Here is a 26,046-nt window from a genome sequence, read left to right as displayed (position 1 = left end):
CACTGGCAGTTGATCTCTTACTCAAAGGGGGCAGCGGTGCAGGACGACGGCACGATCGGCGGGCTCGTCCGGGCCTGGATCGACGGATGGGTGGTCTCACGCGGGGCCGCCGATCCGGTGACGCGGCCGTGGGGGTGGACGGTCGACGTGGGGCAGCGGGCACAGGTGTCACGGCACGTGCTGCCGACCCCCGAGGAAGCCGAGGTGCGCCGGATCGCGGCGGCCACGCGTGCGCCCGGCACCTGGCTGAAGCTGTTCGCCCCGGACGAGACGGTACGACCGTGGCTCGGCGCGGGCTGGCGGTTCGACCAGCCCGGGTACCTGATGACCGTGCCACTGGCCTCCGAACAGCCGGCCGTGCCGAGCGGCTACCAACTGACCGACTGGACGCGGGGTGGGGTCACGCGGGTGCTGGTCCGCACCGCCGCAGGGGAGTTCGCCGCCCGCGGCCAGGTCGCCCCGACCGGCCGCAGCGCCGTCTTCGACCAGATCGAGACCCACCCCGCGCACCGCCGCCGGGGTCTCGGCGCCTTGGTGATGCGCACCCTCCAGCACACGGCCCACACGGCAGGCGCCGAGACCGGCATCCTGGTCGGCACCCCGGACGGCCGGGCGCTCTACACCACCCTCGGCTGGACCACCCGCTCCGCCATGGCCAGCCTCTGGTACGACCCGGACGCAAGCCCCGAGGCCCCGAGCCGGGCCAAGCCTTAGAACCGCCACCGGAGGGGCCCGGCTACGGGGCCCCCGAGGAGAAGACCTCGATGTCGCACCTCGCCGCACCGCTCCGCCCGATCCGCGCGTGGCTGGTGATCAGCGGGACGCCCAGGGCTTCGGCCAGCGCGACGTACTGGGCGTCATACGCGCTGAGGTTGGCGTGCAGCTTCCTCACCCGGTCCCAGAAAGGCAGCGTCTCCCGCTTGGCGATGGGCAGCATCCGGTATGCGGCAACCGCCCGGTCCACCTCCTTCTCGGTCAGCTTCCCGCCCCGTTGCATGCCGAGGAGCGCCGACTGGATCTCGTAGTCCAGGAGGGTCGGCGCATACACGTCCCCAGCCTCGGCAAGCCGACCACGGACGCGCTGGCCGTCAAGGCCGCTGGCCGTGAGGGCGAGAACGAGAGCGGAGCAGTCAATGACGATCAACGCCCCACTCGCCCCTGGTCGAGGGCGGCAAGCACGTCAGAGGTAGTGACATCGGCAGTGGTCTCCCGATTCAACCTCTCCATCATCTCCGCCATCGTGGGCCTCGACGCCTCCCTGGCAATGAGGTCCTGCATGAAGGCCTGGAGCGACTTGCCGGCCTGAGCCGCGCGAACCTTCAGGGTCTGGATCTGATCTTCCGGCACGTCACGGATGGTGAGAGCTGTCATGCATGCATTTTAGATCCAGAATCTGCAGAATGCAGCCAGCCGCTGGGACGCCTCGGATCCGCCTGAGCACCGCTTCTCCGTCCTCCGTGGCCCTGCCTCGCCGGGGAGCGCCCCCTCGGGCGAGATCCTCGAGAGGCAGGGCCACGTCCGGATCACCGACAGCCGGGCGGGGCGCCGGCGGCGTTCCGCCGGCGCCCCGCCGAGCGGCTACTTGAGCGCCGTGCCACCGGAGTTGTGGTAGGCGATCGTCTTGTTGATCAGATTCCCGCCGTCGGTCTCGGGCGTGGTCTGCTCCTGCTGACCCGCGCCGAACAGCAGGCCCGCGATGTGCGCGTTCGCCACCTGGTCCATGTGCGCGAAGAACCAGTCCACCTTGTCGTCCTTGTAGTGGTTGAGGGTGTTGTTCTGCGCCATGTCGCCCACGGGGACCTGCCACAGGACCACCGGCTTGCCCACCGACTCGGCCATCGTCTTGTAGAACGACAGTTGGGCGGCGGCCTTCTGGTCGTTCCAGAACTTGTCGAGGCTGCCGTGGGCCGGCTGCGCGTACCAGCCCGCGTCGCGGTCCGACACGTCGGTGACCAGGAAGTCGGCGCTCGACGCCCCGAGGGCCGCGTAGTCCTTGACGCACTGCGGCGTGTTCTGCTCCCAGTCGAAGCAGGACAGGTGCATTCCCGCGCCGGTGTTCGGGGCGTACTTGTGCGCCATCGAGATCAGGCACTGGGCCAGGCCGACGGCGCTGTTCTCCTGCGATCCGCAGTCCGTCGGGTTCGCCGCCCTGACCTGCGCGGCGACCTGGTGCGGGTTGCCGAGGGAGCGGACGTAGCCCCAGAAGTCGGGTTCGAGATCGATCATGTCCTGCGAGGTGCCGATCTTCTGGAGGAAGAAGCGGTAGTCGTTCAGGTACTTGGTGAGCAGGTCGGCCCGGTTGATGGCCTGGACCTCGCCGGGGCCGTCGCCCTGGCCCGCCATGTCCCCGAGGTCGCGCAGCGAGTACCAGGTGAAGAGGTACTTCTGCGGGCGCGGCCTGCCCTGGTACGTGGCCTTGGCCGCACGGTCGTTGTTCACGGCCAGCTGGGTGCCGGGCGCCGTGGTGTCACCGGTCCAGCAGCCCCACCAGCCCGACCACTCGGACTTGCAGCGCGGGGCCGTGTAGGCGTCCGACGAGGGCGCGGGCCGGCTGTGGATGTAGGCGTACCGCACGTCGAAGGGCGCGGCGTTCGCCGAGGCGTCGGACATCGAGCCGCCGATGAGCACCGTGTTGCTGCCCATGAAGCTCTTCGCCGAGCCGCCGCCCGGCGTGGTGGTCGGGACGGACGGCGTGGGCGTGCCGGTGCTGCCGGTGCTGCCGGTGCTCCCGGCCGGGACGAGCTGCCACTGCTGGTTGGCGCCGTTCCAGTCGTGGTACTGGGCGATCCTGCCCCCGTCGGCCTTGGAGCCGAGCGGGACCTCGACGGCCTTGCCGTTGTGACGGTTGATCAGACGCACGTAGCCGTCCGAGGACTTCTCCACGTGGAACTGCTGGTTGGCGCCGTTCAGGTCGTGCCACTGCACCAGCTCGGCGCCTTCGGCCTTCGACCAGTTGTAGTCGTCGAGCACCTTCCCGGAGTTCCGGTTCTGCAGCCGGTAGTTGCCGCCACCCGAGTCGACGAACTTCCACTGCTGGTTGGCCGCACCGGTCCTGCTCCACTGCACCACCGACGCGCCGTCGTTCGAGGCGTAGCCGTAGTCGTCCAGCACCTGGCCGGTGCTGCGGTTGACCAGCAGGTACCAGGAGCCGGTGTCCACGGTGGTGCCCGCCGAGGCCGAGTTGACCACGACCACGGAGCCGCCCACGACGGCAAGGCCGACGGCCGCCCAGAAGCCCCGACGCTGGTACAGCCGACGGCGACGGTGCGCCTGCCGCTGACCGGTCAGGACCGAGCGGAACGACGGGCGACCACGGCGGGCGCGGCCGCCGGCGGGGGACGCCTGCGACGGCGTGGGTGGGCGAGGGGACACGTCGGTGCTCTCTTTCAGCCGCTGCCTCTGACCGGACCTCCCGGCCGGGACGACATCTGGTGGTCACCGACGCCGAAGAGGTTGCCCCGCCCCCGAAAATTTTTTCGCTAAGGTGCGCCGTGTTCGGCGGATCGCCCGCTCGAAGGAGGCTCGAAGGAGGTGGGGATGCGGCTCATGGATGCAGACCACGCGGGGCTGGTGGTAGCGGCGCAGGCCGGCGACGATCGGGCGCGCGAGGAGCTGATCGCCGCGTACCTGCCGTTGCTCTACAACATCGTCGGACGAGCACTGAGCGGGCATGCCGACGTCGACGACGTCGTCCAGGAGACCCTGCTGCGCGTGGTGCGCGACCTGCCCGGCCTGCGGACCCCGGAGAGCTTCCGGTCCTGGCTGGTGTCGATCACGCTCCGCCAGATCAGCACCCACCGGCACCGGCAACGCGTCTTCGCCGACCGGACGGCGGTCATCGACGAGGCGCACCGGATACCCGACACCGGCGGCGAGTCCGAGGACATGACGATCCTGCGGCTGCAGGTCTCGGACCAGCGCCGCCAGGTCGTCGAAGCCGGCCGGTGGCTCGATCCGGACCATCGGGTGCTGCTCTCGCTGTGGTGGCAGGAAGGGGCCGGCTCGCTGAGCCGTGCCGACCTCGCCGCCGCGACGGGCCTCACGGCCGCCCACGTCGGAGTGCGCCTGCAACGCATGCGCGAGCAGCTGGACCTGAGCCGGACGATCGTCGTCGCGCTGGGCGCCGACCCTCGCTGTCAGCGGCTGGACCAGGTACTCGTCGGCTGGGACGGGCGCCCCGCGTCGGTGTGGCGCAAGCGGATCGCTCGGCACACCCGCGACTGCCCGGTCTGCGCGCCCACGACGGCCGAACGGATTCCGGCCGAACTGCTGCTCCTGCGGGTCGCGCCGCTGGCGGTCCCGGCCGGGCTCGTCGCCGCGCTGGCCGCCAAGGGCCTGCTGTCGGGGGCCGCCCTCGGCGCCACCGGGCTGACCACGGCGCAGGTCGCCGTCGGCACGGCGACCGGGGGAGGCGGTCTGCACGGCTCCCTGGTCGCCAAGCTCTCCGCGGCGACCGCCCATCCGCTGGTGGCGCTCGCCACCGGCGCGGTGCTCGTCACCGGGGCCGCCGCCACCTACGCGGTCTGGCCCGAGCCGGCGCCCCGGGTGCCCGGCGCCACCGCCGCGCCCACGGCCGGCGACCCCACGCCGACGACCACGCCGACCGCCACCATCCCGTCCGCCACCACGCCGGCCGGCACCGGCACCCCGTCGGCGGACAGTACGTCGGCCGACGGTACGTCGGCCCGGCCGTCCCAGGTGAGTCCGTCCGCCGTCGCAGCCGTGGTGCCGCCGGGCCCGCAGTCGCTGGAGTCCGTGGCCGATCCCGCCCTGTACCTCACGTATGCCGGCGATGACTTCGCGACGCTCGGCCGAGTCGGCGCGTCCAGCAGTGCGCAGACGCGGCAGCGGGCCACCTTCACGGTCGTCGGGGGCCTGGCCGACCCGCGGTGCGTCACCTTCCGCGCCGCCGACGGCCGCTACCTGCGCCATCGTGACCTGCGGCTGCGGCTGAGCGCCGACGACGGCAGCGAGCTGTTCCGTGAGGACGCCACCTTCTGTCCGCTCCCCGGGGCGGTCGCCGGGTCGGTGACCCTGCACGCGCACAACTACCCCGGATCGGTCATCCGCTCCCGCGACGGCGGCATCTGGCTCGACGGCTCCGACGGCACTCGGACCTTCGCCGGCCAGGCCTCCTTCCTCGTGCGCGGAGCCTGGGCCTGACCGGGGCGACCAGGCCGCGGGGCCAGGCGTAACGCTTTCCGGCTGCGAGATGCATCACCGGGCGATCTGCCGGATCGCCCGCCTTTTTTCGTTACGGAGCCGTGCGTTCGGGGGCCTCCCAGGTGTGGGGTGCTCCTCCCGCCGCCCGGGATGACGGGCCGGCCCGGGAGGTGCCCCGACTTCCCCGATGAGGTATCCCCGGAAGAAAGCCGCTCCAATGATGCGACACACCCACGAACCCCCGGCCGAGGCAGGCACGATCGCGAGGCCCGTGGCGGCCCGCAGCCCGCGGGGGGAGTCATGAAGGGTCTGCACCGGCTCAGCCGGCGTCGCCGGGTCGTGGCGATCGGAACCTCGGCCGCGGCCCTGGTGGCCGGTGCCGTGGCGCTCCTCCCCGACTTCGCCGGAGCCGCCGCCCTGGGTACGCAGGCGGCCCCCTCCGGCCGGTACTTCGGCACCGCCTTGGCCGCCGGCCGGCTCGGTGACTCGACGTACGCCGGCATCGCCGACCGGGAGTTCACCATGATCACCCCGGAGAACGAGATGAAGTGGGACGCCACCGAGCCGTCCCGCGGCAACTTCACCTTCGGGGGCGGCGACCAGATCGTGGCGCACGCCACCGCCCACGGCCAGCGGATGCGCGGCCACACCCTGGTCTGGCACTCCCAACTGCCCTCCTGGGTCAGCTCGATCGGCGACGCGAACACGCTGCGCGGCGTGATGGACAACCACATCACCCAGGAGATGTCCCACTACAAGGGCAAGATCTACGCCTGGGACGTGGTCAACGAGGCCTTCGCCGACGACGGCAGCGGCCGGCACCGCGGCTCGGTCTTCCAGAACCTGCTGGGCGACGGCTTCATCGAGCAGGCCTTCCGCACCGCCCGGGGCGTCGATGCCTCGGCCAAGCTCTGCTACAACGACTACAACATCGAGAACTGGTCCGACGCCAAGACCCAGGGCGTCTACCGCATGGTCAAGGACTTCAAGTCCCGTGGCGTGCCCATCGACTGCGTCGGCTTCCAGAGCCACTTCGGCACCGGCGGCCCGCCGTCGAGCTTCCAGACCACCCTGGCCAACTTCGCCGCCCTCGGCGTGGACGTCCAGCTCACCGAGCTCGACATCGCCCAGGCCTCGCCCACCAACTACGCCAACGCGGTCGGCGCCTGTCTCGCCGTCGCCCGCTGCACCGGCATCACGGTGTGGGGCATCCGCGACAGCGACTCCTGGCGCGGCGGCGAGGACCCCCTGCTGTTCGACCGCAACGGCAACCCCAAGCCCGCCTACACCACCGTCATGAACGCCCTCAAGGCCGCCGCCGGTACCGGAACGGGCGGGACGAGCGGCGGATCCGGCGGCGGGGTGATCAAGGGCGTCCCCTCCGGCCGTTGCATCGACATCAACGGCGCCACCACCGCCAACGGCACCCAGGCACAGCTCTGGGACTGCCACGGGCAGGCCAACCAGCGCTGGACGTACACCGCCGGCAAGCAGCTGATGGTCTACGGCACCAAGTGCCTGGCCGCCAAGGGCACCGGCAACGGCACGCCGGTGGTCATCGACGACTGCAACGGCGGCGCCGACCAGCAGTGGAACGCCAACGCCGACGGCTCGATCGCCGGTGTCCAGTCCGGGCTCTGCCTCGACGCCGTCGGCGCGGGCACCGCCAACAGCACCAAGATCCAGCTGTACGCCTGCTGGTCCGGCGGCAGCAACCAGAAGTGGACCGGCCTCGCCGCGACGTCGACCCCGACGCCCGCGCCGACGGGCGGCAACTGCGCCCTCCCGTCGACCTACCGGTGGTCCTCGACCGGTGCGCTGGCCCAGCCCGCCAACGGCTGGAAGTCGGTGAAGGACTTCACCGACGTGGTCTACAACGGCAAGCACCTGGTCTACGCCTCGGACGTGAACGGCTCCTCGTACGGCTCGATGATGTTCAGCCCGTTCACCAACTGGTCGGACATGGCCTCGGCCCGCCAGACCGGCCTGCCGCAGGCCGCGGTGGCCCCCACGCTGTTCTACTTCGCGCCCAAGAACATCTGGGTGCTCGCCTACCAGTGGGGCCAGTGGCCGTTCATCTACCGCACCTCCAGCGACCCGACCAACCCCAACGGCTGGTCCGCCCCGCAGCCGCTGTTCACCGGCGGCCTCCCGGGCGGTGCCGCGCCGATCGACCAGACCCTGATCGCCGACGGCCAGAACATGTACCTGTTCTTCGCCGGTGACAACGGCAGCATCTACCGGGCGAGCATGCCGATCGGGAACTTCCCGGGCAACTTCGGCTCCTCGTACACCACGGTCATGAGCGACTCGGTGAAGAACCTCTTCGAGGCCCCGCAGGTCTACAAGGTCCAGGGCCAGAACCAGTACCTCATGATCGTCGAAGCCCGCGGAGCGAACGAGAACCGCTACTTCCGCTCCTTCACCGCCACCAGCCTGAACGGCTCCTGGACCCCGCAGGCCGCCACCGAGGCCAACCCCTTCGCCGGCAAGGCCAACAGCGGCGCCACCTGGACCAACGACATCAGCCACGGCGACCTGGTCCGCAACAACCCCGACCAGACCATGACCATCGACCCCTGCAACCTGCAGTTCCTCTACCAGGGCAAGTCCCCCACGGCCACCGGCCCCTACGACCAACTGCCGTACCGGCCGGGCGTCCTGACCTTGCAGCACTGACCGGTACCCACCGCACGGAAGAACCCCGGCCGTACATCGGCCGGGGTTCTTCCGTGCTGGAGGGTCGGGATCAGGAGGGGTCGCCGTACTGGAGACCGCGACCGTTGGTGCCGATGTAGACGCGGCCGTAGGTGTCGGGGTCACCGGTGACGATGCGGCTGCCGGCGAAGTTGCCCCACTGGTGGGCGTCGTCGTTGATCCGGAGCCAGCTCGCGCCCCGGTCGGTGGAGCGGAAGACGCCGGCGACGCCCTTGACTGTGCCGATCAGGTACAGCGCCTGGTACGAGGTGCCCGGTGCGGCCTTGCCGAAGCCGAGGGCGGAGGCGGACTCCACCGAGGACAGCGTGGTGAAGCTGCGGCCGCCGTCGGTGGAGTGCAGCAGACCCGTGCCGTCGCCGGCGAGCCACAGGTCGCCCGCGACGCCGGGGACGGCGCTGAGCTTGCCGCCCGGCAGGTTGCCGGAGCGGGCGGTGAAGTTCGCGCCGCCGTCGGTGCTGGCGTACAGCGTGCCGTTGCTCAATGAGTAGAAGGTGTTGGCCGCGGACCGGTCGGCGACGACCACGGCATCGTTGCCGAGGCCGTTGACCCGCGACCAGCTCGCACCCCGGTCGGTGGAGCGGTACGGGGCCTGGCCGGCCTCGGCCCAGACGAAGCTGGAGCCGTCCGCCGCGATCGCGATGTGGCCGCTGTCCGCGCTGGGCACCGGCTCGCCCCTGAAGCCGTTCCAGGTGTGGCCGCCGTCGGTGGACAGGGCGCCGTCCTGCTTGCCGCCCCGGCCGACCCGGACCACCAGCGAGGGGTTGGACTGGGCGAAGTCGACGGAAGTGCTGTTGTAGATCTCCGGGTTGGTCAGCCGCCCGGTGGGCTCCTTCGTCAGGTCGTCGTACACGAAGCCGCCCTGGTCCCCCAGCGAGGTGATGAGGGCAGCGGCGCCGGGCGGGGAGACCGCGTCGTAGTACGCCGTCTCCTCCAACCCGCGGGCTCCGATGAACCAGTGGCTGGTGCCGCCGTTGTCGGTCGCGTTGGCGTCCTTGCTGGCCCAGATGCCGTTGCCGGTGCCGTACATCACGTGCCCGGAGTCGAACGGGTCGATGCTCAGCGCGGTCATCCAGTGCCCGATCCCGGTACCGAGGTACGGTGCGATGGAGGCGTCCCGCACGGACCTGTCGGACTGGGTCTTCCAGGTCGCACCGCCGTCGGTGCTGCGGTAGACCTCGTCCTGCGGCCACCAGCGGTCCAGCGTGGTGACCATCACCGTGGACGGGTGCTGCGGGTCGACAGCCAGCCCGCCGAAGCCGTAGTTGCCCTGCGACGGGGAGATGTTCTTCCACGCCCCGCCGGTGTACTTCCACACCGAGCCGCCCGACACGTTGTTCGGGCCGGTGTTGTCGGCGTACGACACGTACAGCGAGCCGTCGCCGGACAGCACGCCGTGCTGCGGCACCTGGCCGGTGGGCTGCCCGGAGACCGTCTGCCAGGAGTTGCCGCCGTCGGTGGACCGGTACAGGTTGGTGGACCGGTCGGCGACACCGACGTAGACCGTGTTGCTGCCGGCCGGGCCGTACGTCACGTAGGAGATGCCGGTGCCGAAGCTCGCGCCGTCCTTGACCGGGAACGAGGAGACCTGGCTCCAGCTCCGGCCGGCATCGGTGCTGCGCCACAGGCCGTTCTTCCGGGTGCCGAGCAGCAGGTTGTCGTGGTTCGCGGGGTCGATCACCAGGCGCTCGCCCGCCCCGCGGGCGTCCTCGTTGCCACCCAGCTTGAACGGCAGGTCGGTGCGCTGGAAGGTGCGGCCGCGGTCGGTGGAGCGCAGGATCGCGCCGTTGCCGGCCCAGTCGTTGGTGTAGGTGCCGGCCGCGAGGTAAAGCCGGTCCGGGTCGACCGGGTCGGTGGCCAGCGACTCGATGCCCAGCAGGTTCCAGTCCTTCTGGCCGATCCAGTCGGTGAGCGGTGTCCACTGCTCGGCGCCGGTGTCCCACCGGTACGCGCCACCCATGTCGGTGCGCGCGTACAGCAGGCCCTTCTCCTTCTGGTTGAAGACCAACCCTGTGACGTAACCACCGCCCACCACCTGCGCGTTCTGCCACACGTACGGGCCGGACCCGGTCTGCGCGCCGCCGGTCCCGGCCACCTTCACCAGCTTCCACTGCTGGTTGGCACCGCCCCACCCGGGCCACTGGATGAGCTGCGCGCCCCGGTCCGTGGAGTTGCCCGTGACGTCCAGGACCTGACCGCTCCTGCGGGAGGTGAAGGTGACCGCGTCGGACCCGCTCACGTCGGCGATCCGCCACTGCTGGGAGGCGGAGGAGCGATCCGTCTGCTGCTCGGCCACGGCCCCCTGTCCGGTCGAGTCGCCCGCGATGCCCAGCACCTTGCCGCTGTTGCGGTTCACCAGTTCGTAGTAGCCGTCCCCGGTGGGCTTCAGCTTCCACTGCTGATTGGCGGTGTTCTGGTCGGTCCACTGCTGGATCCGGCTGCCGTCGGCGGTGGCGAAGGCGTTGACGTCCACGACCTGGCCGCTGCGCACCGAGACCAGCCGGTAGTAGGCACCGCTGTCGACCGTCGCGGCCTGGGAGTCCTCGGGAGCGAACATGAAGTACGAGACGCCGGCGAGGGGCACACCGAGCGCCAGAGCGGTGGCGCTCATCCGACGGCGGTGACGCCCACGGCCTCGGCGGCCGTGCGAGGGGTTGCTCATGGGTAGACGGTCTCCTTGCGAACTGTGCACGAGAGAAGGCGGATCAGGCCACCGGAATTGGCCGGATCCACTCCCTTGTGGTCACAGACCGCACAGAGGGTTGCCGCGCGTCGGCGGACCTTTTCCGGGCAAGCCGGCCGGCGCCTCGGCTTGTGAGATCTTCATCGACGACAACTTGGGCCCGGAAGCGGCACGTTGGGAACTGTCGAACGTCCGAAATGCTCGGTGGTCACAGTTCAGCCCAGGAGTGTGGCTCCAGGTGATCGTGATACCCCTGGAAGTACCAAGTGGCCAGGTCACTCAACCGCTCGATGCAGGCTCGGTAGTACCTGTCCGGCTCCGGTCTCGGGAACTGGGGGTGTGCGGTCCAGTCCGCCACCCAGGATGGGACGCTGTGAAAGCCTTCGGCCACCCAGCGGTCGAGCTGGGTGGCTGCTTGGTTCTGCTCGCAGACGAGCCGCATGGCCCGTTCCAACCTACGGAAGGCCGCCCGGTCCCAGTGCAGGTCACACCGCAGCCGCAGCAGGAAGCTACCCTCCTCGGCGTCGAACTCCTGTCGCAAGATGGTCAGGCCGGCATCCATGTTCGAGATCATGCCGACCAGCACTGACATGTGGCGTCTCGGACCATGGCCCGTTCATCGCCTCGGCGCCGCCACGGTTACCCGACCGCTGAAATCCGGTTCACAGAGGTCACCCGACAGGTGACCTTGCCACTCACCTGAGCCGTACCTCCGGCCGTGTCCTCCGCCTTCTGACCCGGTGCAAGGTGACTCTGGAACGTGGCGCCTTCGGCCACCCGGGTGCCGTTCGCATCCACGAACTCCACCGAGATGCTGTAGTCCGACGACTTCGAGCTGCGGTTGACGACCTCCAGCTTGGCGCTGGGGATTGAAGTCGTCGGGTCTACGTCGCAGGAGGTGACCGTCACATCCGCCTCTGGCGGGTGCGCCCCTCCGCTCGACTGCACACCACCGGCGGTGGAGGCGGGACTCGTCGGGGACTTCTTGCTGCTCCCACCGACGGCTACGACGATGACCACGATCAGCACCACGAGCAGTACGACCGCACTGAGGCAGCCGACGAGTACGCCCCGGCCGAAACGGCGCCTGGGCGGACCAGGCGGCTGCTGACTCCAACCTGGCGGCGGCGGTCCGTACGGCGGCTGCCCAGGGGGCGGTTGCTGCCCCCACCCTGCTCAGTCATCGATCCGTCTCCCTACGCAGGCGTTGCCTCTCCAGGGAACCGCGTGAACAGGTTCGTCCAAGAAATCGACTCGCGGGGACTGGGCCGAACGGGCAAGCCGAAGCGCCGCGCCGGGAAGCCCCCTCCTGCCTCCCGGTGCGGCGCCCCCTCGTGGTGGCTGTCAGTCCGCCATCGGCAGGTAGACCTTGTTGCCCTGGGCAGCGAACTCCGCGGACTTCTCGGCCATGCCGGCCAGCGCCTCGGCGTCGAAGTCGGAGGCCACGGCCGTGGAGCCGTCGCCGTGCTCGTCGCGGATCTTCTGCGAGATCTTCATCGAGCAGAACATGAACAAAGGCAGCATGAGCTACTCTGCTGCCTACTGTTCCGCGCACGGACGAGGGGGCCCGACCATGGGAACGCGTGACGAGCTGATCGGCAAGCTCCGGGGGACGCCGGCGGACCTGCCGTCGGTCGCCGATGTGCGGGCGATGCTCGAAGCCAACCCCGCCTTGAAGTGCGTGGTCTGCTACGCGCGCATCTCATTCGACGGCCGGGTGAAGGACGCACACGGCGTCGAGGACCAGCACCGGAACCTCAGCGAGAAGGCACGCTCGTTCGGGTGGCTGGTCGTCTACCGCTACACCGACAACGACAAGAGCGCCAGCAAGGAGAACGTCGTCCGCGACGACTTCGAGCAGCTGGTGGTGGACCTCGCCGCCGGGCACACGCCCGAGGGCTACCCCATCCACGGCGTGATGGCGGACAACGACGACCGGCTGTACCGACGCCCCGGTGATTGGGAGCGCTACCTGCGAGCGTTCACAGCTCACGAGGGACGGGTGTACTGGGACTCCAACGGCGTCCAGGACCTCTACGCCGAGGGTTTCGAGATCAAGGGCCTCGTCGGTGTCGCGATGTCCCTCGCGGAGACGCGGAAGAAGCAGCGGCGTTCACGTAACAGCCACCGCAACCGGGCGATCCGTGGTCAGTCCGTCTCGGCCTGGCGCCCGTTTGGCTGGGATGACGACAAGATCACGCTGCGGGCGGTCGAGGCAGCAGCCGTCAAGAAGGCCGTGAAGGACGTGATCGCTGGCGCGTCCATCTCCGAGATCACCCGGCAGTGGAAGGAAGCGGGATACCTCACCGCCCGGGGCAATCTCTTCCAGTACCAGAGCGTCAAGCAGGTGCTCATGAACGCGCGGCTCTGCGGCTACCGCGAGATCGACGACGAGTTGGTCCGCGATGGAGACGATCAGCCCATCGTCGGTGAATGGGAGGCCATCGTCACGCCGAAGGAGTGGTTCGCCGTGGTCGCGGCCATCCGGAGTCGCGGACGGAGTGGGCAGCCCGGCGGGAAGCTCGTGCACAAGTACCTGCTGACCAACATCCTCCGCTGCGGCAACACCCTGGAGGACGGCACGAAGTGCAACCACCCGATGAAGGGCGAGAAGGCCAACCAGTGGGTGAAGTACGAGCACGGGTACTTCTGCAAGAAGACCGTTGACGGTGGCTGCAACGGCACCTACAAGCGCGGCGACGAGACGGACAAGCACATCACCCGGCTCGTTCAGGCGAAGTTGAAGGCCGACGCCGCAGCGGCGGTCAGGGATGTGCCGGACTGGGGCCGCGAGGAGGAACTAGAGGCTGCGCTACAGCGCCGGAGTGCCCTCGAACAGCACTGGAACGCAGGAGAGATCAGCAACGAGCAGTTCTTCCGGAACCTCCCGGCGGTCGACAAGACCATCAAGGAGTTGCGAGCCGATCAGGCGAAGAACCTAGCGGCGAAGGCCGCCGCCGAGGAGGCGACGGCCGACGTCGAGAAGGAGTGGAAGTCGAAGACCATCAGGCAGAAGCGGGAGCTGATCAAGAAGGCTCTGCACGCGGTCATCGCGGTGCCGGGCGGAATGGGCAACAAGCCCTTCGACGTGGAACAGCTCATCCCTGTGTGGAAGTCCGCCGAATCAGCTGCACTCCCAGAATGAGACCCATCTCCCGAAGCTGGTCGTCCGAGAAGCGCGGGGCCGTCGCCAAGTGCTTCTCGATCCAGCGGTCCACAGCATCGTCAGGGCAGAGCCGGGAGGCCGAGCAGGAGCGGCTATCCGTCATCGAGGTCACAGCAAGTCCCCCTCTCGCTTGAGGCGTTGTGTGGCGGCCCGGTTGTCGCGGACGGCTTGGGCGAGGAGTTCTTCCCCGGGGGTGTAGCCGGTGGCGAGGAACCGCCAGTCAGAGACCACGAGGGTGGTGTCCTGGTCGATCGGCAGGTGGCCCGCACGGATACGAGCTTGCCCGGCTTGCCAGGTGCGACGGACGCCGCGCAGGTGGCCGAGGGTGGTGGAGTAACGGCGGGACTTGGTGGAGAAGTGGCCCCGGAAGCCGAGCATGTGGGCCCACTTGGTGAGCTTGAGGTCGGCGAAGTCGGGGCGGGTGCCAAGGTCCCAGCAGGTGCGAATCATCTGGCGGACGTGACCGGCAACCCGAAGGTCAGCGATCGGCTCAGCCAGCCCGGCACCCGCGCACCGGTGGCATTCCTCGGTCAGGCCGCCGCCGGTGGGGGTTCGTCCGCGTCCCTTGCACCGGGTGCAGTAGAGGGGCCGGTCGATGGTGCCGGTGCCTTCGGCGCTCTTGGTGGCGTACTTGGCGACGTACCCGGCCACGGCGGCATCGGTGAGCGGGGCGGAGCCGTCAGCAGTGGCATCGGGGCGGGCGATCTCACGGATGTCGAGCTGGGCGCCCCAGCGCAGTTCACGCGCTCCGATCGAGTCGCCGGTGACAGTGATCGCCACGCGGCCGGCGGCTTGGCGGACTGCGCAGGTGAGCAGGTCGGGGGTGGCCCAGTCGGGCGGGGCGGTGGTGCCGCCGTCGGGGCCGTCGAGGCGGATGATGGCGTGGAAGTGGACCAGGCCGCGCTTTTGGAACTCGGCGACCTTGGCGAAGGAGACGCGGCAGGTCTCGCGCAGTTCGGCGGTGGTCAGTCCGGCGGCACGGGCGACGGCGCGGCGCAGGTAGGTGGTGAAGCGGGCCCAGAGGGCTCCGGCGTGGGCGTTGAAGAGGACGGCTCCGGCGTAGTCGTAGGTGGTCGGGTCCAGCGGGGTGCCGAGGGTGGGGTGGTCGGCGGGATGGTGGGCACCGCAGCGGCAGTGACGGGCCTTGCCGGTGCGAGTGGTGGGCCGGTTGTGGACCGGGCCGAAGGAGGGGGCGGTGAGAGTGGTGAAGACGCGGGGGTGGGTGCGGACGGCGTCGGGGGTGCCCTTGCCGCCGGAGAGACCGGCGCGGATGAGCTGGTAGGTGTCGGCGGCATAGGTGCGCGAGCAGGCGGGGCAGCGGGAGGCACGGCGGTTGCCGCAGGCGATGAGGAGGCGGCCGAGGGGTTCGCTGGCGGTGGTGTAGTGCCGCAGCACTTCGTGGGTGGTGGCGTCAACGGTGGTCGTGTGGCCGGTGAGCTGGATCGGGCTGGTGCATCCGGCCAGGCGTTCGACGGCGGTTTCGATGCGGTCGAAGTCGTCGCGCTGAGCGAGGGCGAGCAGGTCCCGGGTGAACAGGGAGGGGACCGTGCGCGGGTCTATGTCGGTCATCTGGGCTGTCCTTCCGGGCAGTTGAGGGCCGTTGAGGCATGGGGGTGCCGTCGCGCCGACCACGAGGTGTGTGGTGCTCGCGGTCGGCGCGAGGCAGTTGGAAGAGGGGCGAGGGTCAGGCCGTGGCGGCCCGGGTGGTCAGTGGGGCAGCCGCAAGTGGCGGCGACGGGGGCCCTTGACCACGTTCCGCAGGGTCATCAGCGGTGCCGGGTTGCGCGGGCGGTTCCTGGTCCGGCGGGAGCGGGCGGAACGGGCGCTCGCGGCTCGGTCGGGGTGGGGGCAGAGGGTGCGGTGCGGCATCGGGAGGCTTCTTCGCGGGCGGTGGTGGACTGGGCAAGGGTGTTGGGGGCGGACCGGGTGAGCAGGTCAGCGGGGTCCGCCGTCAGGCGGGCGGTGGTGTGGGCGATGCGGGCGGTGTCGTCGGCGTTGACGTAGGGGATGCGCACCCGGATGAACCCTTCGCGTCCCTCGCGGGCCATGACGGCGACGCCGACGAAGTCGGGGTGCTGCATGGTGCTGGGGTCCATGTCCTTCCACTGGCGGATGTTCTCGCCGAGGGTGGCTACCGCGGCTTCGGTGCTGCGCTGGGCGAAGGACAGGGAGACGGGGCACACGTCGCGGATCGCGGTGGGGATGGCGTCGCCGGTGGGCTTCTGGGTGATCAGGACGACCAGGAAGCCGGTGGCGCGGCCCATCTTCACCAGCTCCTCCACGAGCCGGGCGTTCTCCTGCGCGAGGGCGGCCAGGCGCTTGGTCTCGGGGTCGCTGCCCCGGAAGTCCCGGAAGAACGTGTGGGCTTCGTCGATGACCAGGACGACCAGCGGCCACGCCGGGGTGGGACCGACGTGCCACATGTTCTTCACGCCGAGTGTCGAGCGGACCTGTTCGGCCCGGTCGCGGCGCAGCTGTACCAGGCGCTTGAACAGCGCGTTGGCTTCTTCCAGGTCGGCCCCGGCGAAGGCGAACAGGCGGTCGGCAACGTCGGCGTAGTCGCCTTCGTGGGCCTTGTAGACCTTGCCGTCGGCCACGGCGAACTGCACCGCGTCCGAGGGGGCGAGCTGGGAGATCAGGCCGTTGACCAGTGCGCTCTTGCCCTTGCCGGGCAGGCCGCCGACGAGCATGCCGGGCACGTCGGCCATGTGCAGTACGGCGGGCATGGCGTACTCGTCCAAGCCCAGGTCCCACACCGACAGGTCAGCCGGCGCCGAACCGTCCGGCACCACGGCGGTCTTGTGAGCGAGGGGCTCGGTGCGCACGGCGCGCAGGAGCAGGCGACCGGGCCTGTCGACGGCGACCGAGACCCGGGTACAGCCCCAGGCTTCGGCCAGGTGATCGGCGTGCTTCTGGAACTCCGCCAGGCCCACGCCGGGCACGGTGCGCACCTTGATCTGGACGCCGTAGCGGTCGCACTTCGTGGTGATCGACGGGATGAGGATCTTCGGTGCTGGCGTGCGCTGGCCGTCGATGACGAGCGTCTGCCCGAGGCTGGGGTGCCGGTCGGTCGTGACCAGGCCGATGGCCTTCGCCAGACGCGGCCAGCGGCGGCGTATCCAGAACGCCTGACGGATGCTGGCCCGGGTGTCGCGATCGGCTATGAGATAGCGGCCGGTGATGAGCAGCAGCCAGGCCAGCAGGACCAGGAGCGCGGCGCCGAGCGCGTACCAGGCTGCCGGCGGGAAGCCGATGTGGTCCAGTGACGGGAGCAGGTTGGGCCCCGGGGAAGGAGACGGGGAGGGGGTGGGGGTGTTGGACAAGAGAGCTTTCCTTGAAGGGAGTTGATGCCCCAACGGGCCCGCTGGCCCGGAGGAGGTGAAGGCGAGGGCCGAGGCCCGGCCGGGCCGGTGAACGGCAGGTCCACCGGCCCGGCCAGGACCGCTCTGCCGGTCACGACTTGGCCGCCTTCGGCGCGTCAGCAGGCGCGGCGCTCACGCCGGTGGCCGACGAGGAGGCCAGCGAGGCCGCGCGGTAGGCAACACCGTGCTGCACCTGGCCGTTGAAGACGTTCGCCCACGGGGTGGCGAGCAGGCCGACCGGACGAACGACAGCCCCCGCCGTCAGCGAGGTGTCGAAGCCACCCTCGGGGACGGTGACCTTGATCAGCTGTGCGGTGCCGTCGTAGGTCTCCAGCAGCTGGACGGTGTACAGCTGTGCGCCGCTCTCGCGGTCGGTGGCGACCAGACCGGTTGCCGCGTCCGCCAGCTTCGGGGCGGGCGGGGTGGCAACCATGTGGAGGGTGTCGGTCAGGTCGGGACGGATGACAATGCGAGCCATGAAAACTCCAGGAGGCAGGAAAAGAGGGGGAATTGGCGAGCGGGGAAACGTTTCTCCCAGCTCTTGCAGCACCCGGCGAGCGGGCTGTGCGGGACAAGAGAAACCGACTCCGACGGGCCCTGTCGAGGGGCATTCCGGCGCCCCTGCGGCAGGCGTTGAAGCGGACGAGCGGCGGCGAGAAACGACGAGAACGAGCGAGACGAACCAGCCCGCTCCGGCTGTGGCGCATCCCACAGCCGGACGGCTGACCTGCACACTCCCTTCGTTGCTCCGCCACTCCGGACCGGCGGCCCGGACCACAGCTTGCCGACGAGGGTGTTCGTTGAGCAGTACACGGGGTATCTGCTATGAGCCCCGCAAAGGTCTCGACATGCCACACTCCTCCGATTTGCGAATTTCCTTTCCCCGCAGCCGAGTTGCCCTCGGAAATAGCGAACGGAAAATTCGATTGTGACGTGCGCCACAGGGGCCGTTTCCGGCCCTTGCGGTGCGTTGCGGGAGCAGTGTGCACCCGACTTTCAGGTTTGGTGCGGCCGGAGAAAACTGGTAGACGCCAGACGGCTCCGCCCGCAGGACAACTCTGCGCCGCCAACGGCCCGACGTAGCGAGCCGATCTTGTGGTAAGCGGACCAACCAGCCCCGCTTTCTGGATTCCCTGCCCTCGGTACGTGGCGTGCGACAGGATGAATGCATGACAAGAACTGGATGGGACCCGATCGTTCCCCTGATCGAGATCCTGGTGATCGGTGCGCCGGTTGCACTCATCGCCTGGGCAGTAGTGCGCTACAACCGGCGACGGAGAGGCGACTAGCGCACCGGTGCGGGCTTCCGGAGCAGCCCGGGAGCAGCGCATGGCGGTGGCCGGAGCATCACCGCGTGACGGGTCCGCTGCCGGGGCGATCTGCCGGGAGCGATCGGGCGGTGCGGAAGCTGATCAGCCCTCTGATCTCCGGTTGGCGGTCGAGCAGGGGGAGACGGCTGGTGGAGACACAGCCGGGCTGGAGAGCACGGAGCCGGAGGGGGGTGTTCAGAGTTTCATTACTGGATCAAGGGCGGCCCGCCGGAGGCGGGCCGCGCGCCGCCGCGTTGCCGCCCGCCGCTCCTGTCTCGCGCCCCGCTATGGACGGCCCCGCTGGCGGCGCATGAACGATTTGGAAGGCAGCACGGGACCGGCAAGAGCCCGGACAGGTTCAGCCGGCCCCGGAGGACCGGTCACGGCCGATGGCTGAGCGCCGTTCGGCCGGGCTCCCCGCTGCTCGATGATCCGGGGCGAACGGAACCCGTCAAGCCCGCACCGCTCACCACCAATGGCCAGCTGCAGGCCCGTACAGCGGGCTTGACCGAACCCGCCCGCCCCTACTCCCGGCAGCTATCGGGGCGCTCGACCGGAATGGTCCCCGAGCCCGCCACTGCCCGTCCCTGCGACCCTGGGCAGACCGTGCAATCTCGGCGAATCGGCCACCGAGACGCCGATCACCGGATAGCGTCGCCCTGTCGCCGAGTGGCACCACCCACTCCACCCGCAGTCAGGCGCCATGCCTGGAACCGAGTGGATGGATGATCCATGGGACGACAAGGCCAACGACAGCGCGGCACGACGGCACGCACGTGGCTCCGTGAGAACGCGATCCCCCTCGCAGGGCTCGTCATCACGGCGGCCGGCGTCATCGTCGCCGCGCTGAAGTAGCCCACGACGAGGCCCCCGGCATCCCAACTGCCGGGGGCCTCAGTGCTGTCCTCTCGGTTTCCGCCGGGCATCAAGCCATGAAGACCAGCGCCGTCATCGTATGGGGCACCCACTTGCAATGCGGGGAAATCCCCTAGCGGCAAGTAAAAGCTACTCTGCGTAGTCGCCGGCAGGGGGTTGGCGTTCCTCGGAAGACACGGCAGCAAGCCCCCTTTCCTCCAGGGTGCTTCGGCCAGAACGGCAACCGGCTGGGGAGCGCGCGTCAGATGCCGGCAGGACTTGAGTGCGTCCCGCTGGATCGCGTCCCCCATCGCGGCGAGGGCGTCACGCTGCCACTGAGGGGTCCGGGCCGCCGTGACGGTAGTCTCCGGCCGTCTGCCCTGCTGAGCCAGCCACTCGGCAGCGTGGGCGCCCGCAGCGCGAATCTGATCCTCAAAGGCCACCTGCGCAGGACCCGGGGGCTCTTGCATCGTGCTCACTTCACTCTCAGTGGGCCCTGCCCTAGCCACCGCTGCGGCTACCGAAGCGCCCTTCGCGTACGTGGAGAGATTCGGTGGGGTGCCGCAAGAAGGTGGCGGGAGGGCAGCGGGTACGGGAGGCCGGGCCGCCCGGTCGGACATTGACTGGTCAGGACGCGTCGTTACGCCGGAACCAGGGGAAGGTCTGCAAGAGCCCTCTTGGCCTGGTCCCGCGCGCGGAATCCGAGGCTGATGAGGGTGATGCTCTCCCCTGCACCCAGGGGCGTCCGGCCGTGTGGCGTTAGCGCCCCGTCGAAGACGACACCACTGCCCGCCCCGAGATCGCATTCGAGGTAGCCAGCGGCACTGATGAAGACGGTGGTACTGGCCCTGTCCGCTTCGGTGGGGCGGGTGCGTGCGAGGCAGATGATCAAGTTGGCCTCGCCGAATCCGGCCTCGTCCACGTGGAAGTCGAGGGACTGCCCTTCCGTGTAACCGATGTAGACGCCGGTGTGCGGTTGCTCGACATCCAGGCCGGTGGACTGTGCCACGAGCGCGGCGAGGTCGACTTGGGCGGCGAAGTGGTTCGCGGCCTTGCCGACGGCCGCGTTGCGCTTGCCGTTGTGCTGGTAGCCGTCGGCGGTGAGGGCCTTCTCGGCTTCCGCCGCCATGGCGGTGATCAGCTCGGCAGGGAATGGCTGGTCCCACAGGTGGCGGGGCTGCACCCGTTGGTACATGGCGAGGCTCTGCACCGCGTCTCTGATGGCGGGGAACCCGTCGTTCCACCGGGTCGGGTCACCCACGGTGGTGCGGGACTGGAGCCACGCCGTCCATCGACGGCTCCACTCGCCCGGTGCCGCGACAGCCGATGCTGACGCGGAGGCGCTGCCGATCAGCGCGTCCACCCGGTCGAGTGCGGCTTGCGTGGACTCGACCAGCTCGGTGTTCCCTTTGCCGATCCGCAGCCGCAGCGACTCTTGTAGATGAGTGCGGGCACCGGCGAGGTCTCCGCGCTCCATGAGGTGCTTGCCGAAGTGCTGGAGCGCGAAGTCGAGCAGTTCCGGGCACTTGCCCCGTGCGGTGTCCAGGGCGCTGCGGTAGAACGTCTCCGCAGTCTCGACGTCGCCGGCATAGCGGTGGGCGTCGCCGAAGTTGAGTTCGGTGGCGACGACGGCCCGGACGTTCCCGCTGCTGATGGCCAGTTCGAGCGACCGGCGGAGGAACGTGTGGGCCTCGCCGTAGTCCCCCAAGCTCATCTGGGCGATGCCGATCCACCGGGTCAGGACCCGGGTCCGGTCGGGGTCGGGGTCGGTGGACAACTCCTCGCGGAGCCGGTGGACCGCAGCGGTCAGCTCGGCCCGGTCGGTGGGGACCATGCGCAGGTCGGCGTCTTGTGTGATGAGGTGCTGGAGCACTGGGCCTTCCCTCGTTCGGTTGCGGTCAGCCTGGCACTACAGCTGGTCGATCTGCTGGCGCAGGCCGGTCAGCAGGTCCATCCCGTGCGGGGTGAAGTGCTCCCCCAGGAGTTCGAGTTCGCGCATGAGGTAGCGGACGGCCGGCAACCCCTCGTCGTAGGCGCTCTGGAAGCACGCGCGCTCGTTGGCGGTCAGGTCGTCGCGGTCCAGCTCGGTCCGGCGGAAGCGCAACAACTGGTTGTAGACGCAGGTCGCGTGAAAGGCGCGGTCGATCTCCCATGCCTGGTTTCGAGTGACACCCTGACCGGCCCGCCACGCGATTTCGATCTTCGGGGAAGTCTCGGACGAGTACCCGTCGGCGAAGACCTGGTGCTGGTGGATGTGGAGGGCGATCGACTGGTGCGTTCCCTCATGCAACAGGTTCTCCGCAAGGAAGCGGGGGGACGGGTCCGCGCTGACGGTGTTCGGCGGGATGTGGTGCCGGGCCTTGTCGGAGAACACGATGACGTACGGAAGTGCCGGGTCGCTGGAACTGGTCAACGAGGAGGCGTGGACACCGGGCTTGAGGCCCACCCACAGCATGCCGCGAACGAACTCGCGTAGGCGGTCGAAGCCCTCAGGGTGAACCAGCGACAGGCGGTCCAGCGCGGCTGTCAGCGCAGCACGACGCTCGTCGGTGTGCTCCACGATCCGGTAGTTCGCCAGGTTCACGTCGGCGGCGATCTCGCGGGGCAGCTCGGCATCGAACCAGGCGAAGGCCGCCCCGGCCACCGTTAGCTGCTCGCTGCGCAGGGTGCGGGCGTGCTCCGCGTAGGGGGTGCCCGAGCGCAGGATGCGGCCCATCAGCGCGAACGGGAGGGCCCACTCGGCTCCCGCCTCCCGGAGCTGGGCCAACTCCGGGTCGCTGCGGGTGAGGTCGAAGAAGGAACCGGACGGAACGCGGGCGGCAATCGTGGTCGACACGGTGAACTCTCCTTGGACGGAACGTGCAGATGGCGGAGCAGGAGGGGAGCGGGCCGACTCGGTTATTCACGCCGAGTCGGCCCGCCAAGCCGTCAACCAGACGGCGTCACTTCAGATCCGAGATCAGCTCTCGGTTCCCACGGGCGCGAAGTCGCCGTCCGGGACCATGTGGTCCAGGGCGCGAGTCAGGCCGGTGACCGCCGGCGCGAAGTCGCCGTCCGGGACCGAGTGGTCCAGCCGTCGCGTCAGGGCGGAGACCTCCGGGGCCCGCGTGATGTCGCTGCTCATGTGCTTCTCCCATCGAATTTGCTCTGCCCGTCCGGAAATGGGCGGGCAGTCGTGCAGGGTGGTGCAGCCCAGCCCGCCGGAAGCGTCCTTCCGAAGGACCAGGAGTTCGTGAGCGCCCTGGGGCGCGGGATGGTGTCCAACCCCCAGCGGAGCCGGGCGGCAGGACGCCAGCGGCTCAGGAGGCCGGCGGGTTGTGGTCCGGCGCCGACCGGGAGGCACGCGCCGGACCGAAGTCGTCCGAGTCCAGCTGATGCGCGGCGGAAGCGCCGAGGAGGAGCACGGTGGCCAGGTTGGCCAGCACCCAGATTCCGGTCACCACCGGTCCGGCCCCATCGCGGCGACCGCGGTGGCGGTGACCTCCAGCCGGAGAATCGATCGTCATGACCTGCCCATCCTCAGCTCGAACCAGACCCACTTCCCGAACGGCGCCCAGGCCACTCCCCAGCGCGAGGAGAGGGTGGCCACCAGTCCGAGGCCGTACCCGGACTCCGCCTCATGTGCCAGGGGCAAGTGGCAGGGCAGCTCGCCGGAGGAGTCCCGGACGCCCACCCACACCGCCGCCGCCTGGCGCTCCACCGAGACCGCGATACGGGTACATCCCGTGTGCTTGACCGCATTCGCAACCAGCTCGGTCACCAACAGCTCGGCCACCTCGCGAAGTTGCTCGGCAGACCAGGCCGCCACGGCAGCGGCCACCAACTTTCGGGCGGTCCCTGCGGATTCGGGAAGACACGGCAGCTCCAGAAGGCAGCCCAGGTCGCCAGGGCCAACCGCTTGGACCTCGACGAGCACGGCACCCGAAGAGTCGGCGGACGTTGCAGCGATACTGCCGGACATGCGGACCTCCAGTCTGCGATCTCCCGCAACGCACCGTCTGACAGCTGGACTTGCCAGGACTCGACGATCTCCCTGATCAGCTGACGCGCAGGCGGAACAGCAGCCGGATCGGGCTCGACGTCCCACGCCTGAGGGGCAGGGAACACGGCGGTGTCGGTGAGGCTCATCAGCACGGGACGCCTTCCTTCTGGTCGAGTGCCCCGGGCTTCCCCGGTGGACTCACAGGATTGCCGGGAAGCCCGTTCCCAATTAAGGCCAGCGCGTGTACCCACCATGGGTAAACTCGCGGTCAGTTATCCAGCGTGACACTGAGCGATGATCAACCCGGTGGTGGGGGTGCCGGACATGACCGACTCCACGGCGTCACCAGGGCTGCCAAGCCGACTACTTGCCGATCCTGAGATGATCGCGGCCTGTGCCGCGCGAGACTTCGCACTAATCTTCCAACTTGCCAAGCGCAAAGGTGGGTTCCATGCCTCACGCATCGCGCGGGCATGCGACCTGACGCCCAGCAGGGTGGGCGAGGTCATGAACGGCAAGCCGAAGATCACCAATATCACCGTGATCGAGCGCATCGCAGATGGCCTGAGGATTCCCGGGCACCGGCTCGGCCTCGCTGCTCGGAGCTGGGAACTCCCCACGGCTCCCCCTGCGGACCAGCTGACCCCGATCCCCCGACAGGCGGTAGCCCCCTGGCTTCCGGAGTCTCCGCCGCCCAGCACCGGGTTGGACGAGATCCTCGCCATCGCAGCCGGCACCCGAGTCACGCCCACCGTCCTGCGCTCACTGCAAGCGTCGATCGAGGACTATTGGCGACGGGACGACGAGCACGGCGGCGAAGCCCTCCGGCCAGCAGTGATCGGCCAACTCAGGTACGTGAAAGGCATACTGCACGACACCGCCGAACCCAACTTCCGCCGGAGCCTCCACGGCATCGCAGCCGAACTCGCACGACTGACCGGCTGGACCTACTTCGACGCACGGCAGTACAGCACCGCTCGGGGATACTTCGTCGAGTCGCTCCGCCTGGCACGCGAGATCGACGACCGCCCGTTCGTCGCCAACGTTCTGGCCTGCCTCAGCCTCCAGGCGACCTACCAGGACCAGGCAAGTGAGGCCATCACGCTCGCTCGGGCCGCCCAGGACAGCGCCCGCATCTCCGGTGGCACTCCCCGGTTGATGGCGATGTTGTCCATGCGTGAGGCGTTCGGCCACGCCACCGAGCACGACCGGGAGGCAACGCACCTTTTGATCAACGAGGCGCTGCACCAGTTCGACCGGATCGACCCGACGGACGACGATCCGGCGTGGGTCCAGTACTTCGACCGCACCAAACTGACCGTTGACACCGGCATCGCCCTCGGACAGCTGGGCGACGTCGACGCAGCCGAACCACTCATCGCCGAGGCCCTACAGGGCGAGACAGCAACCAACCACCGAGGGCGCGCCTTCCACACATTCTGGCTCGCCCGCACTCAACTCCAGCGTCAAGAAGTCGAGTTAGCTTGCGTGACGGCGACGGAAGCACTAGATCTCGCAACGGACGTGGAGTCGCCCAGGGTGCTCGCCCACCTCCAGGAGTTCAGCGAGCTACTGCGCCCCTACCGGAACGCGCCGATCGCCTCGGAGCTGGTCCGCAGGATCGGCGCGTTGGCGACTCGGTGACGTCAGAGGCCGGCCTCATCCAGCAGCAGGTAGAGCACGCCGACCAGCGTGCCGCTGCTGACGATCTCGCGGCGGTCGATCATGCCGCGCAGGTCGGCCAACGGAATCCACTCGATGCGGTCCGACTCGTTGCGCTCGGTCGGCGGCCCCACGTACTCGACCGCGTCGGCCCGGAAGACGAAGTGCTCGGAGTCCGTGATGCCGTTCGCCGGTTGGGCGTAGATGAGCGGCTTGATCTCGCCGGTCTTCCAGCCGGTCTCCTCCAGCACCTCACGCGCGGCGGCCTCGGCCGGAGTCTCGTCAGCTTCGATCAGGCCCATGGGCAGTTCCCAGGCCCACGAGTCGGTGATGAAGCGGTGCCGCCACATCATCAACACCTGCTTCTCAGCGTTCACCAAGGCGGCGACCGCGAGGTGCCGCAGCTTGACCACGTGGTGTTCCCACCGGTGCCCGTCGGGCTGCTCGACATCAGCCAGCCACAGGTTCACCCATGGGTTCTCGTAGATCGGACGTTCCCCGTGGATCTTCCACTGCATCGCGACGGCCCCTCTCGGTGGACCCTCAGCATGTCAGAGACGAGAAGACCGGCACGCCCGTTCCAGCGAATTTGCGTCACCCTGACGAATAGGCGTCCGCGCGCCAGGATGCCGCACTGACCGAATTGTTGCTGGCACCGCTGCCAACCAACTCGCGGCAACAGCCGACCAGTGGCCGGGGGCCGCTGGACTCCCCTCCCATAATGCCGAGTTGACCGCTCGATCGACGGACCTGCCTTGTAGCCTGCAGACATGGCGATCCCACGCGAGCCGAACGGTCGGCCTCTGACCTTGTACACCATGAGCCTCGATAAGGCCCTCGACTACGCAAGAGAGGCCCTGGCTGAGGGACTTAACGTCGAGATCAAGGATATGGATCTGCGCGACACCTTGACCTACCGAACCTTCCAGGAGTCGCCGATTCTGGCCAAGTACTGGGCGGTCGCCGTGACCACAGATGACAGCGCCAACGGCTACCGATCCAAGTCCGCTCATCAGGTTCTCCAGGCGGTGGACATGGTGACGCCCGAGCAATACGGAGCCATCCATGCCGAGGATCTCGTAGCCGTATGCCGCAGCGTCTACTCAACTGGCTCCACGGAAGCTGTCACGACCTGACAGGCCGAAGCG

The 26,046-nt window shown here is 69.1% G+C and carries 22 protein-coding genes; 6 read left to right on the top strand and 16 right to left on the bottom strand.

The features are described from left to right. Nucleotides 1–36: 36 nt before the first annotated feature. Nucleotides 37–714, top strand: a complete 678-nt coding sequence (locus CFP65_RS19665; RefSeq protein ID WP_254552471.1) for a GNAT family N-acetyltransferase — start codon at nt 37–39, stop codon at nt 712–714. Nucleotides 715–736: 22 nt separating this feature from the next. On the opposite strand, the gene CFP65_RS19660 is transcribed toward CFP65_RS19665, so the two are convergent. The 3 genes from CFP65_RS19660 to CFP65_RS19650 all read right to left on the bottom strand — a co-directional run bounded on the left by CFP65_RS19660 (nt 737) and on the right by CFP65_RS19650 (nt 3,372). Then, nucleotides 737–1,144: a type II toxin-antitoxin system VapC family toxin gene (locus tag CFP65_RS19660; RefSeq protein ID WP_104817396.1), complete on the bottom strand. Its 408-nt coding sequence runs from the start codon at nt 1,142–1,144 to the stop codon at nt 737–739. Then, complete coding sequence (locus CFP65_RS19655) at nt 1,141–1,371, bottom strand: antitoxin (RefSeq protein ID WP_104817395.1); 231 nt, start codon at nt 1,369–1,371, stop codon at nt 1,141–1,143. The genes CFP65_RS19660 and CFP65_RS19655 overlap by 4 nt, the downstream gene beginning before the upstream one ends. A 207-nt stretch (nt 1,372–1,578) precedes the next feature. Then, nucleotides 1,579–3,372, bottom strand: a complete 1,794-nt coding sequence (locus CFP65_RS19650; protein WP_371682438.1) for an RICIN domain-containing protein — start codon at nt 3,370–3,372, stop codon at nt 1,579–1,581. A 174-nt stretch (nt 3,373–3,546) separates the two neighbouring features. On the opposite strand from CFP65_RS19650, the gene CFP65_RS19645 reads away from it, so the two are divergent. Both CFP65_RS19645 and CFP65_RS19640 read left to right on the top strand, forming a co-directional pair. Continuing rightward, complete coding sequence (locus tag CFP65_RS19645; protein ID WP_254552470.1) at nt 3,547–5,163, top strand: sigma-70 family RNA polymerase sigma factor; 1,617 nt, start codon at nt 3,547–3,549, stop codon at nt 5,161–5,163. 300 nt (nt 5,164–5,463) lie between these two features. Continuing rightward, a complete protein-coding gene (locus CFP65_RS19640; RefSeq protein WP_104817393.1) occupies nt 5,464–7,842 on the top strand; it encodes a non-reducing end alpha-L-arabinofuranosidase family hydrolase in 2,379 nt (792 codons plus the stop codon). A gap of 70 nt (nt 7,843–7,912) precedes the next feature. Here CFP65_RS19640 and CFP65_RS19635 read toward each other — a convergent pair whose 3' ends face one another. The 4 genes from CFP65_RS19635 to CFP65_RS39065 all read right to left on the bottom strand — a co-directional run bounded on the left by CFP65_RS19635 (nt 7,913) and on the right by CFP65_RS39065 (nt 12,085). Then, nucleotides 7,913–10,540 (bottom strand): RICIN domain-containing protein, encoded by a 2,628-nt coding sequence (locus CFP65_RS19635; protein ID WP_104817392.1) that lies wholly within the window; start codon nt 10,538–10,540, stop codon nt 7,913–7,915. A 229-nt stretch (nt 10,541–10,769) separates the two neighbouring features. Further along, nucleotides 10,770–11,153, bottom strand: a complete 384-nt coding sequence (locus CFP65_RS19630) for a hypothetical protein (RefSeq protein ID WP_217368174.1) — start codon at nt 11,151–11,153, stop codon at nt 10,770–10,772. 47 nt (nt 11,154–11,200) lie between these two features. Then, complete coding sequence (locus CFP65_RS19625; RefSeq protein WP_158702259.1) at nt 11,201–11,590, bottom strand: hypothetical protein; 390 nt, start codon at nt 11,588–11,590, stop codon at nt 11,201–11,203. 315 nt (nt 11,591–11,905) lie between these two features. Then, nucleotides 11,906–12,085, bottom strand: a complete 180-nt coding sequence (locus CFP65_RS39065; RefSeq protein WP_158702258.1) for a hypothetical protein — start codon at nt 12,083–12,085, stop codon at nt 11,906–11,908. A gap of 49 nt (nt 12,086–12,134) precedes the next feature. Here CFP65_RS39065 and CFP65_RS19620 point away from each other — a divergent pair, with 49 nt between their 5' ends. Continuing rightward, a complete protein-coding gene (locus CFP65_RS19620; protein ID WP_254552469.1) occupies nt 12,135–13,706 on the top strand; it encodes a recombinase family protein in 1,572 nt (523 codons plus the stop codon). Between the two features lie 129 nt (nt 13,707–13,835). Here the strand turns inward: CFP65_RS19620 and CFP65_RS19615 are convergent, their stop codons facing one another. The 8 genes from CFP65_RS19615 to CFP65_RS19590 all read right to left on the bottom strand — a co-directional run bounded on the left by CFP65_RS19615 (nt 13,836) and on the right by CFP65_RS19590 (nt 23,215). Next, nucleotides 13,836–15,296, bottom strand: coding sequence for a replication initiator (locus tag CFP65_RS19615; protein WP_104817390.1), 1,461 nt, complete (start codon nt 15,294–15,296; stop codon nt 13,836–13,838). A 197-nt stretch (nt 15,297–15,493) separates the two neighbouring features. Beyond that, a complete protein-coding gene (locus CFP65_RS19610; RefSeq protein WP_217368173.1) occupies nt 15,494–17,050 on the bottom strand; it encodes an FtsK/SpoIIIE domain-containing protein in 1,557 nt (518 codons plus the stop codon). Between the two features lie 130 nt (nt 17,051–17,180). Then, complete coding sequence (locus CFP65_RS19605) at nt 17,181–17,567, bottom strand: hypothetical protein (RefSeq protein WP_104817389.1); 387 nt, start codon at nt 17,565–17,567, stop codon at nt 17,181–17,183. A 2,327-nt stretch (nt 17,568–19,894) separates the two neighbouring features. Beyond that, a complete protein-coding gene (locus CFP65_RS19600) occupies nt 19,895–21,127 on the bottom strand; it encodes a tetratricopeptide repeat protein (RefSeq protein ID WP_104817388.1) in 1,233 nt (410 codons plus the stop codon). Between the two features lie 36 nt (nt 21,128–21,163). After that, entirely contained in the window at nt 21,164–22,090 is a 927-nt protein-coding gene (locus CFP65_RS19595) for a hypothetical protein (RefSeq protein ID WP_104817387.1), read from the bottom strand. Nucleotides 22,091–22,213: 123 nt separating this feature from the next. Then, nucleotides 22,214–22,378 carry a hypothetical protein gene (locus tag CFP65_RS39060; RefSeq protein WP_158702257.1) on the bottom strand — a complete coding sequence of 55 codons (165 nt, stop codon included), beginning with the start codon at nt 22,376–22,378 and terminating at the stop codon, nt 22,214–22,216. A 175-nt stretch (nt 22,379–22,553) separates the two neighbouring features. Beyond that, nucleotides 22,554–22,697, bottom strand: coding sequence for a hypothetical protein (locus CFP65_RS39055; RefSeq protein ID WP_158702256.1), 144 nt, complete (start codon nt 22,695–22,697; stop codon nt 22,554–22,556). Between the two features lie 59 nt (nt 22,698–22,756). Then, the gene (locus CFP65_RS19590) at nt 22,757–23,215 is read right to left on the bottom strand and encodes an ATP-binding protein (protein ID WP_104817386.1); all 459 of its coding nucleotides are present in this window, start codon (nt 23,213–23,215) and stop codon (nt 22,757–22,759) included. A gap of 315 nt (nt 23,216–23,530) precedes the next feature. Between CFP65_RS19590 and CFP65_RS19585 the strand changes: the two genes are divergently transcribed. Next, nucleotides 23,531–24,880 (top strand): hypothetical protein, encoded by a 1,350-nt coding sequence (locus CFP65_RS19585; RefSeq protein WP_254552468.1) that lies wholly within the window; start codon nt 23,531–23,533, stop codon nt 24,878–24,880. 2 nt (nt 24,881–24,882) lie between these two features. On the opposite strand, the gene CFP65_RS19580 is transcribed toward CFP65_RS19585, so the two are convergent. Then, nucleotides 24,883–25,416: an NUDIX hydrolase gene (locus CFP65_RS19580; RefSeq protein WP_104817385.1), complete on the bottom strand. Its 534-nt coding sequence runs from the start codon at nt 25,414–25,416 to the stop codon at nt 24,883–24,885. Nucleotides 25,417–25,668: 252 nt separating this feature from the next. Between CFP65_RS19580 and CFP65_RS19575 the strand changes: the two genes are divergently transcribed. Then, on the top strand, nt 25,669–26,034 hold the full coding sequence (locus tag CFP65_RS19575; RefSeq protein WP_104817384.1) for a hypothetical protein: 366 nt from the start codon (nt 25,669–25,671) through the stop codon (nt 26,032–26,034). Nucleotides 26,035–26,046: the final 12 nt, after the last annotated feature.

The organism is Kitasatospora sp. MMS16-BH015 (assembly GCF_002943525.1).
Lineage (GTDB): Bacteria > Actinomycetota > Actinomycetes > Streptomycetales > Streptomycetaceae > Kitasatospora.
The sequence above is the reverse complement of the archived record's forward strand: the minus strand, read 5'-3'. Positions and strand labels throughout refer to the sequence as shown.

Excerpts from the sequence above, each read along its gene's own strand:
- CFP65_RS19645 (WP_254552470.1), top strand. The coding sequence starts at position 3,547 with ATGGATGCAGACCACGCGGGGCTGGTGGTAGCGGCGCAGGCCGGCGAC.
- CFP65_RS19590 (WP_104817386.1), bottom strand. The coding sequence starts at position 23,215 with ATGTCCGGCAGTATCGCTGCAACGTCCGCCGACTCTTCGGGTGCCGTG.
- CFP65_RS19585 (WP_254552468.1), top strand. The coding sequence starts at position 23,531 with ATGATCAACCCGGTGGTGGGGGTGCCGGACATGACCGACTCCACGGCG.
- CFP65_RS19615 (WP_104817390.1), bottom strand. The coding sequence starts at position 15,296 with ATGACCGACATAGACCCGCGCACGGTCCCCTCCCTGTTCACCCGGGAC.
- CFP65_RS19605 (WP_104817389.1), bottom strand. The coding sequence starts at position 17,567 with ATGGCTCGCATTGTCATCCGTCCCGACCTGACCGACACCCTCCACATG.
- CFP65_RS19655 (WP_104817395.1), bottom strand. The coding sequence starts at position 1,371 with ATGACAGCTCTCACCATCCGTGACGTGCCGGAAGATCAGATCCAGACC.
- CFP65_RS19630 (WP_217368174.1), bottom strand. The coding sequence starts at position 11,153 with ATGTCAGTGCTGGTCGGCATGATCTCGAACATGGATGCCGGCCTGACC.
- CFP65_RS39060 (WP_158702257.1), bottom strand. The coding sequence starts at position 22,378 with ATGAGCAGCGACATCACGCGGGCCCCGGAGGTCTCCGCCCTGACGCGA.
- CFP65_RS19640 (WP_104817393.1), top strand. The coding sequence starts at position 5,464 with ATGAAGGGTCTGCACCGGCTCAGCCGGCGTCGCCGGGTCGTGGCGATC.
- CFP65_RS19575 (WP_104817384.1), top strand. The coding sequence starts at position 25,669 with ATGGCGATCCCACGCGAGCCGAACGGTCGGCCTCTGACCTTGTACACC.
- CFP65_RS19620 (WP_254552469.1), top strand. The coding sequence starts at position 12,135 with ATGGGAACGCGTGACGAGCTGATCGGCAAGCTCCGGGGGACGCCGGCG.
- CFP65_RS39065 (WP_158702258.1), bottom strand. The coding sequence starts at position 12,085 with ATGCTGCCTTTGTTCATGTTCTGCTCGATGAAGATCTCGCAGAAGATC.
- CFP65_RS19635 (WP_104817392.1), bottom strand. The coding sequence starts at position 10,540 with ATGAGCAACCCCTCGCACGGCCGCCGAGGCCGTGGGCGTCACCGCCGT.
- CFP65_RS19580 (WP_104817385.1), bottom strand. The coding sequence starts at position 25,416 with ATGCAGTGGAAGATCCACGGGGAACGTCCGATCTACGAGAACCCATGG.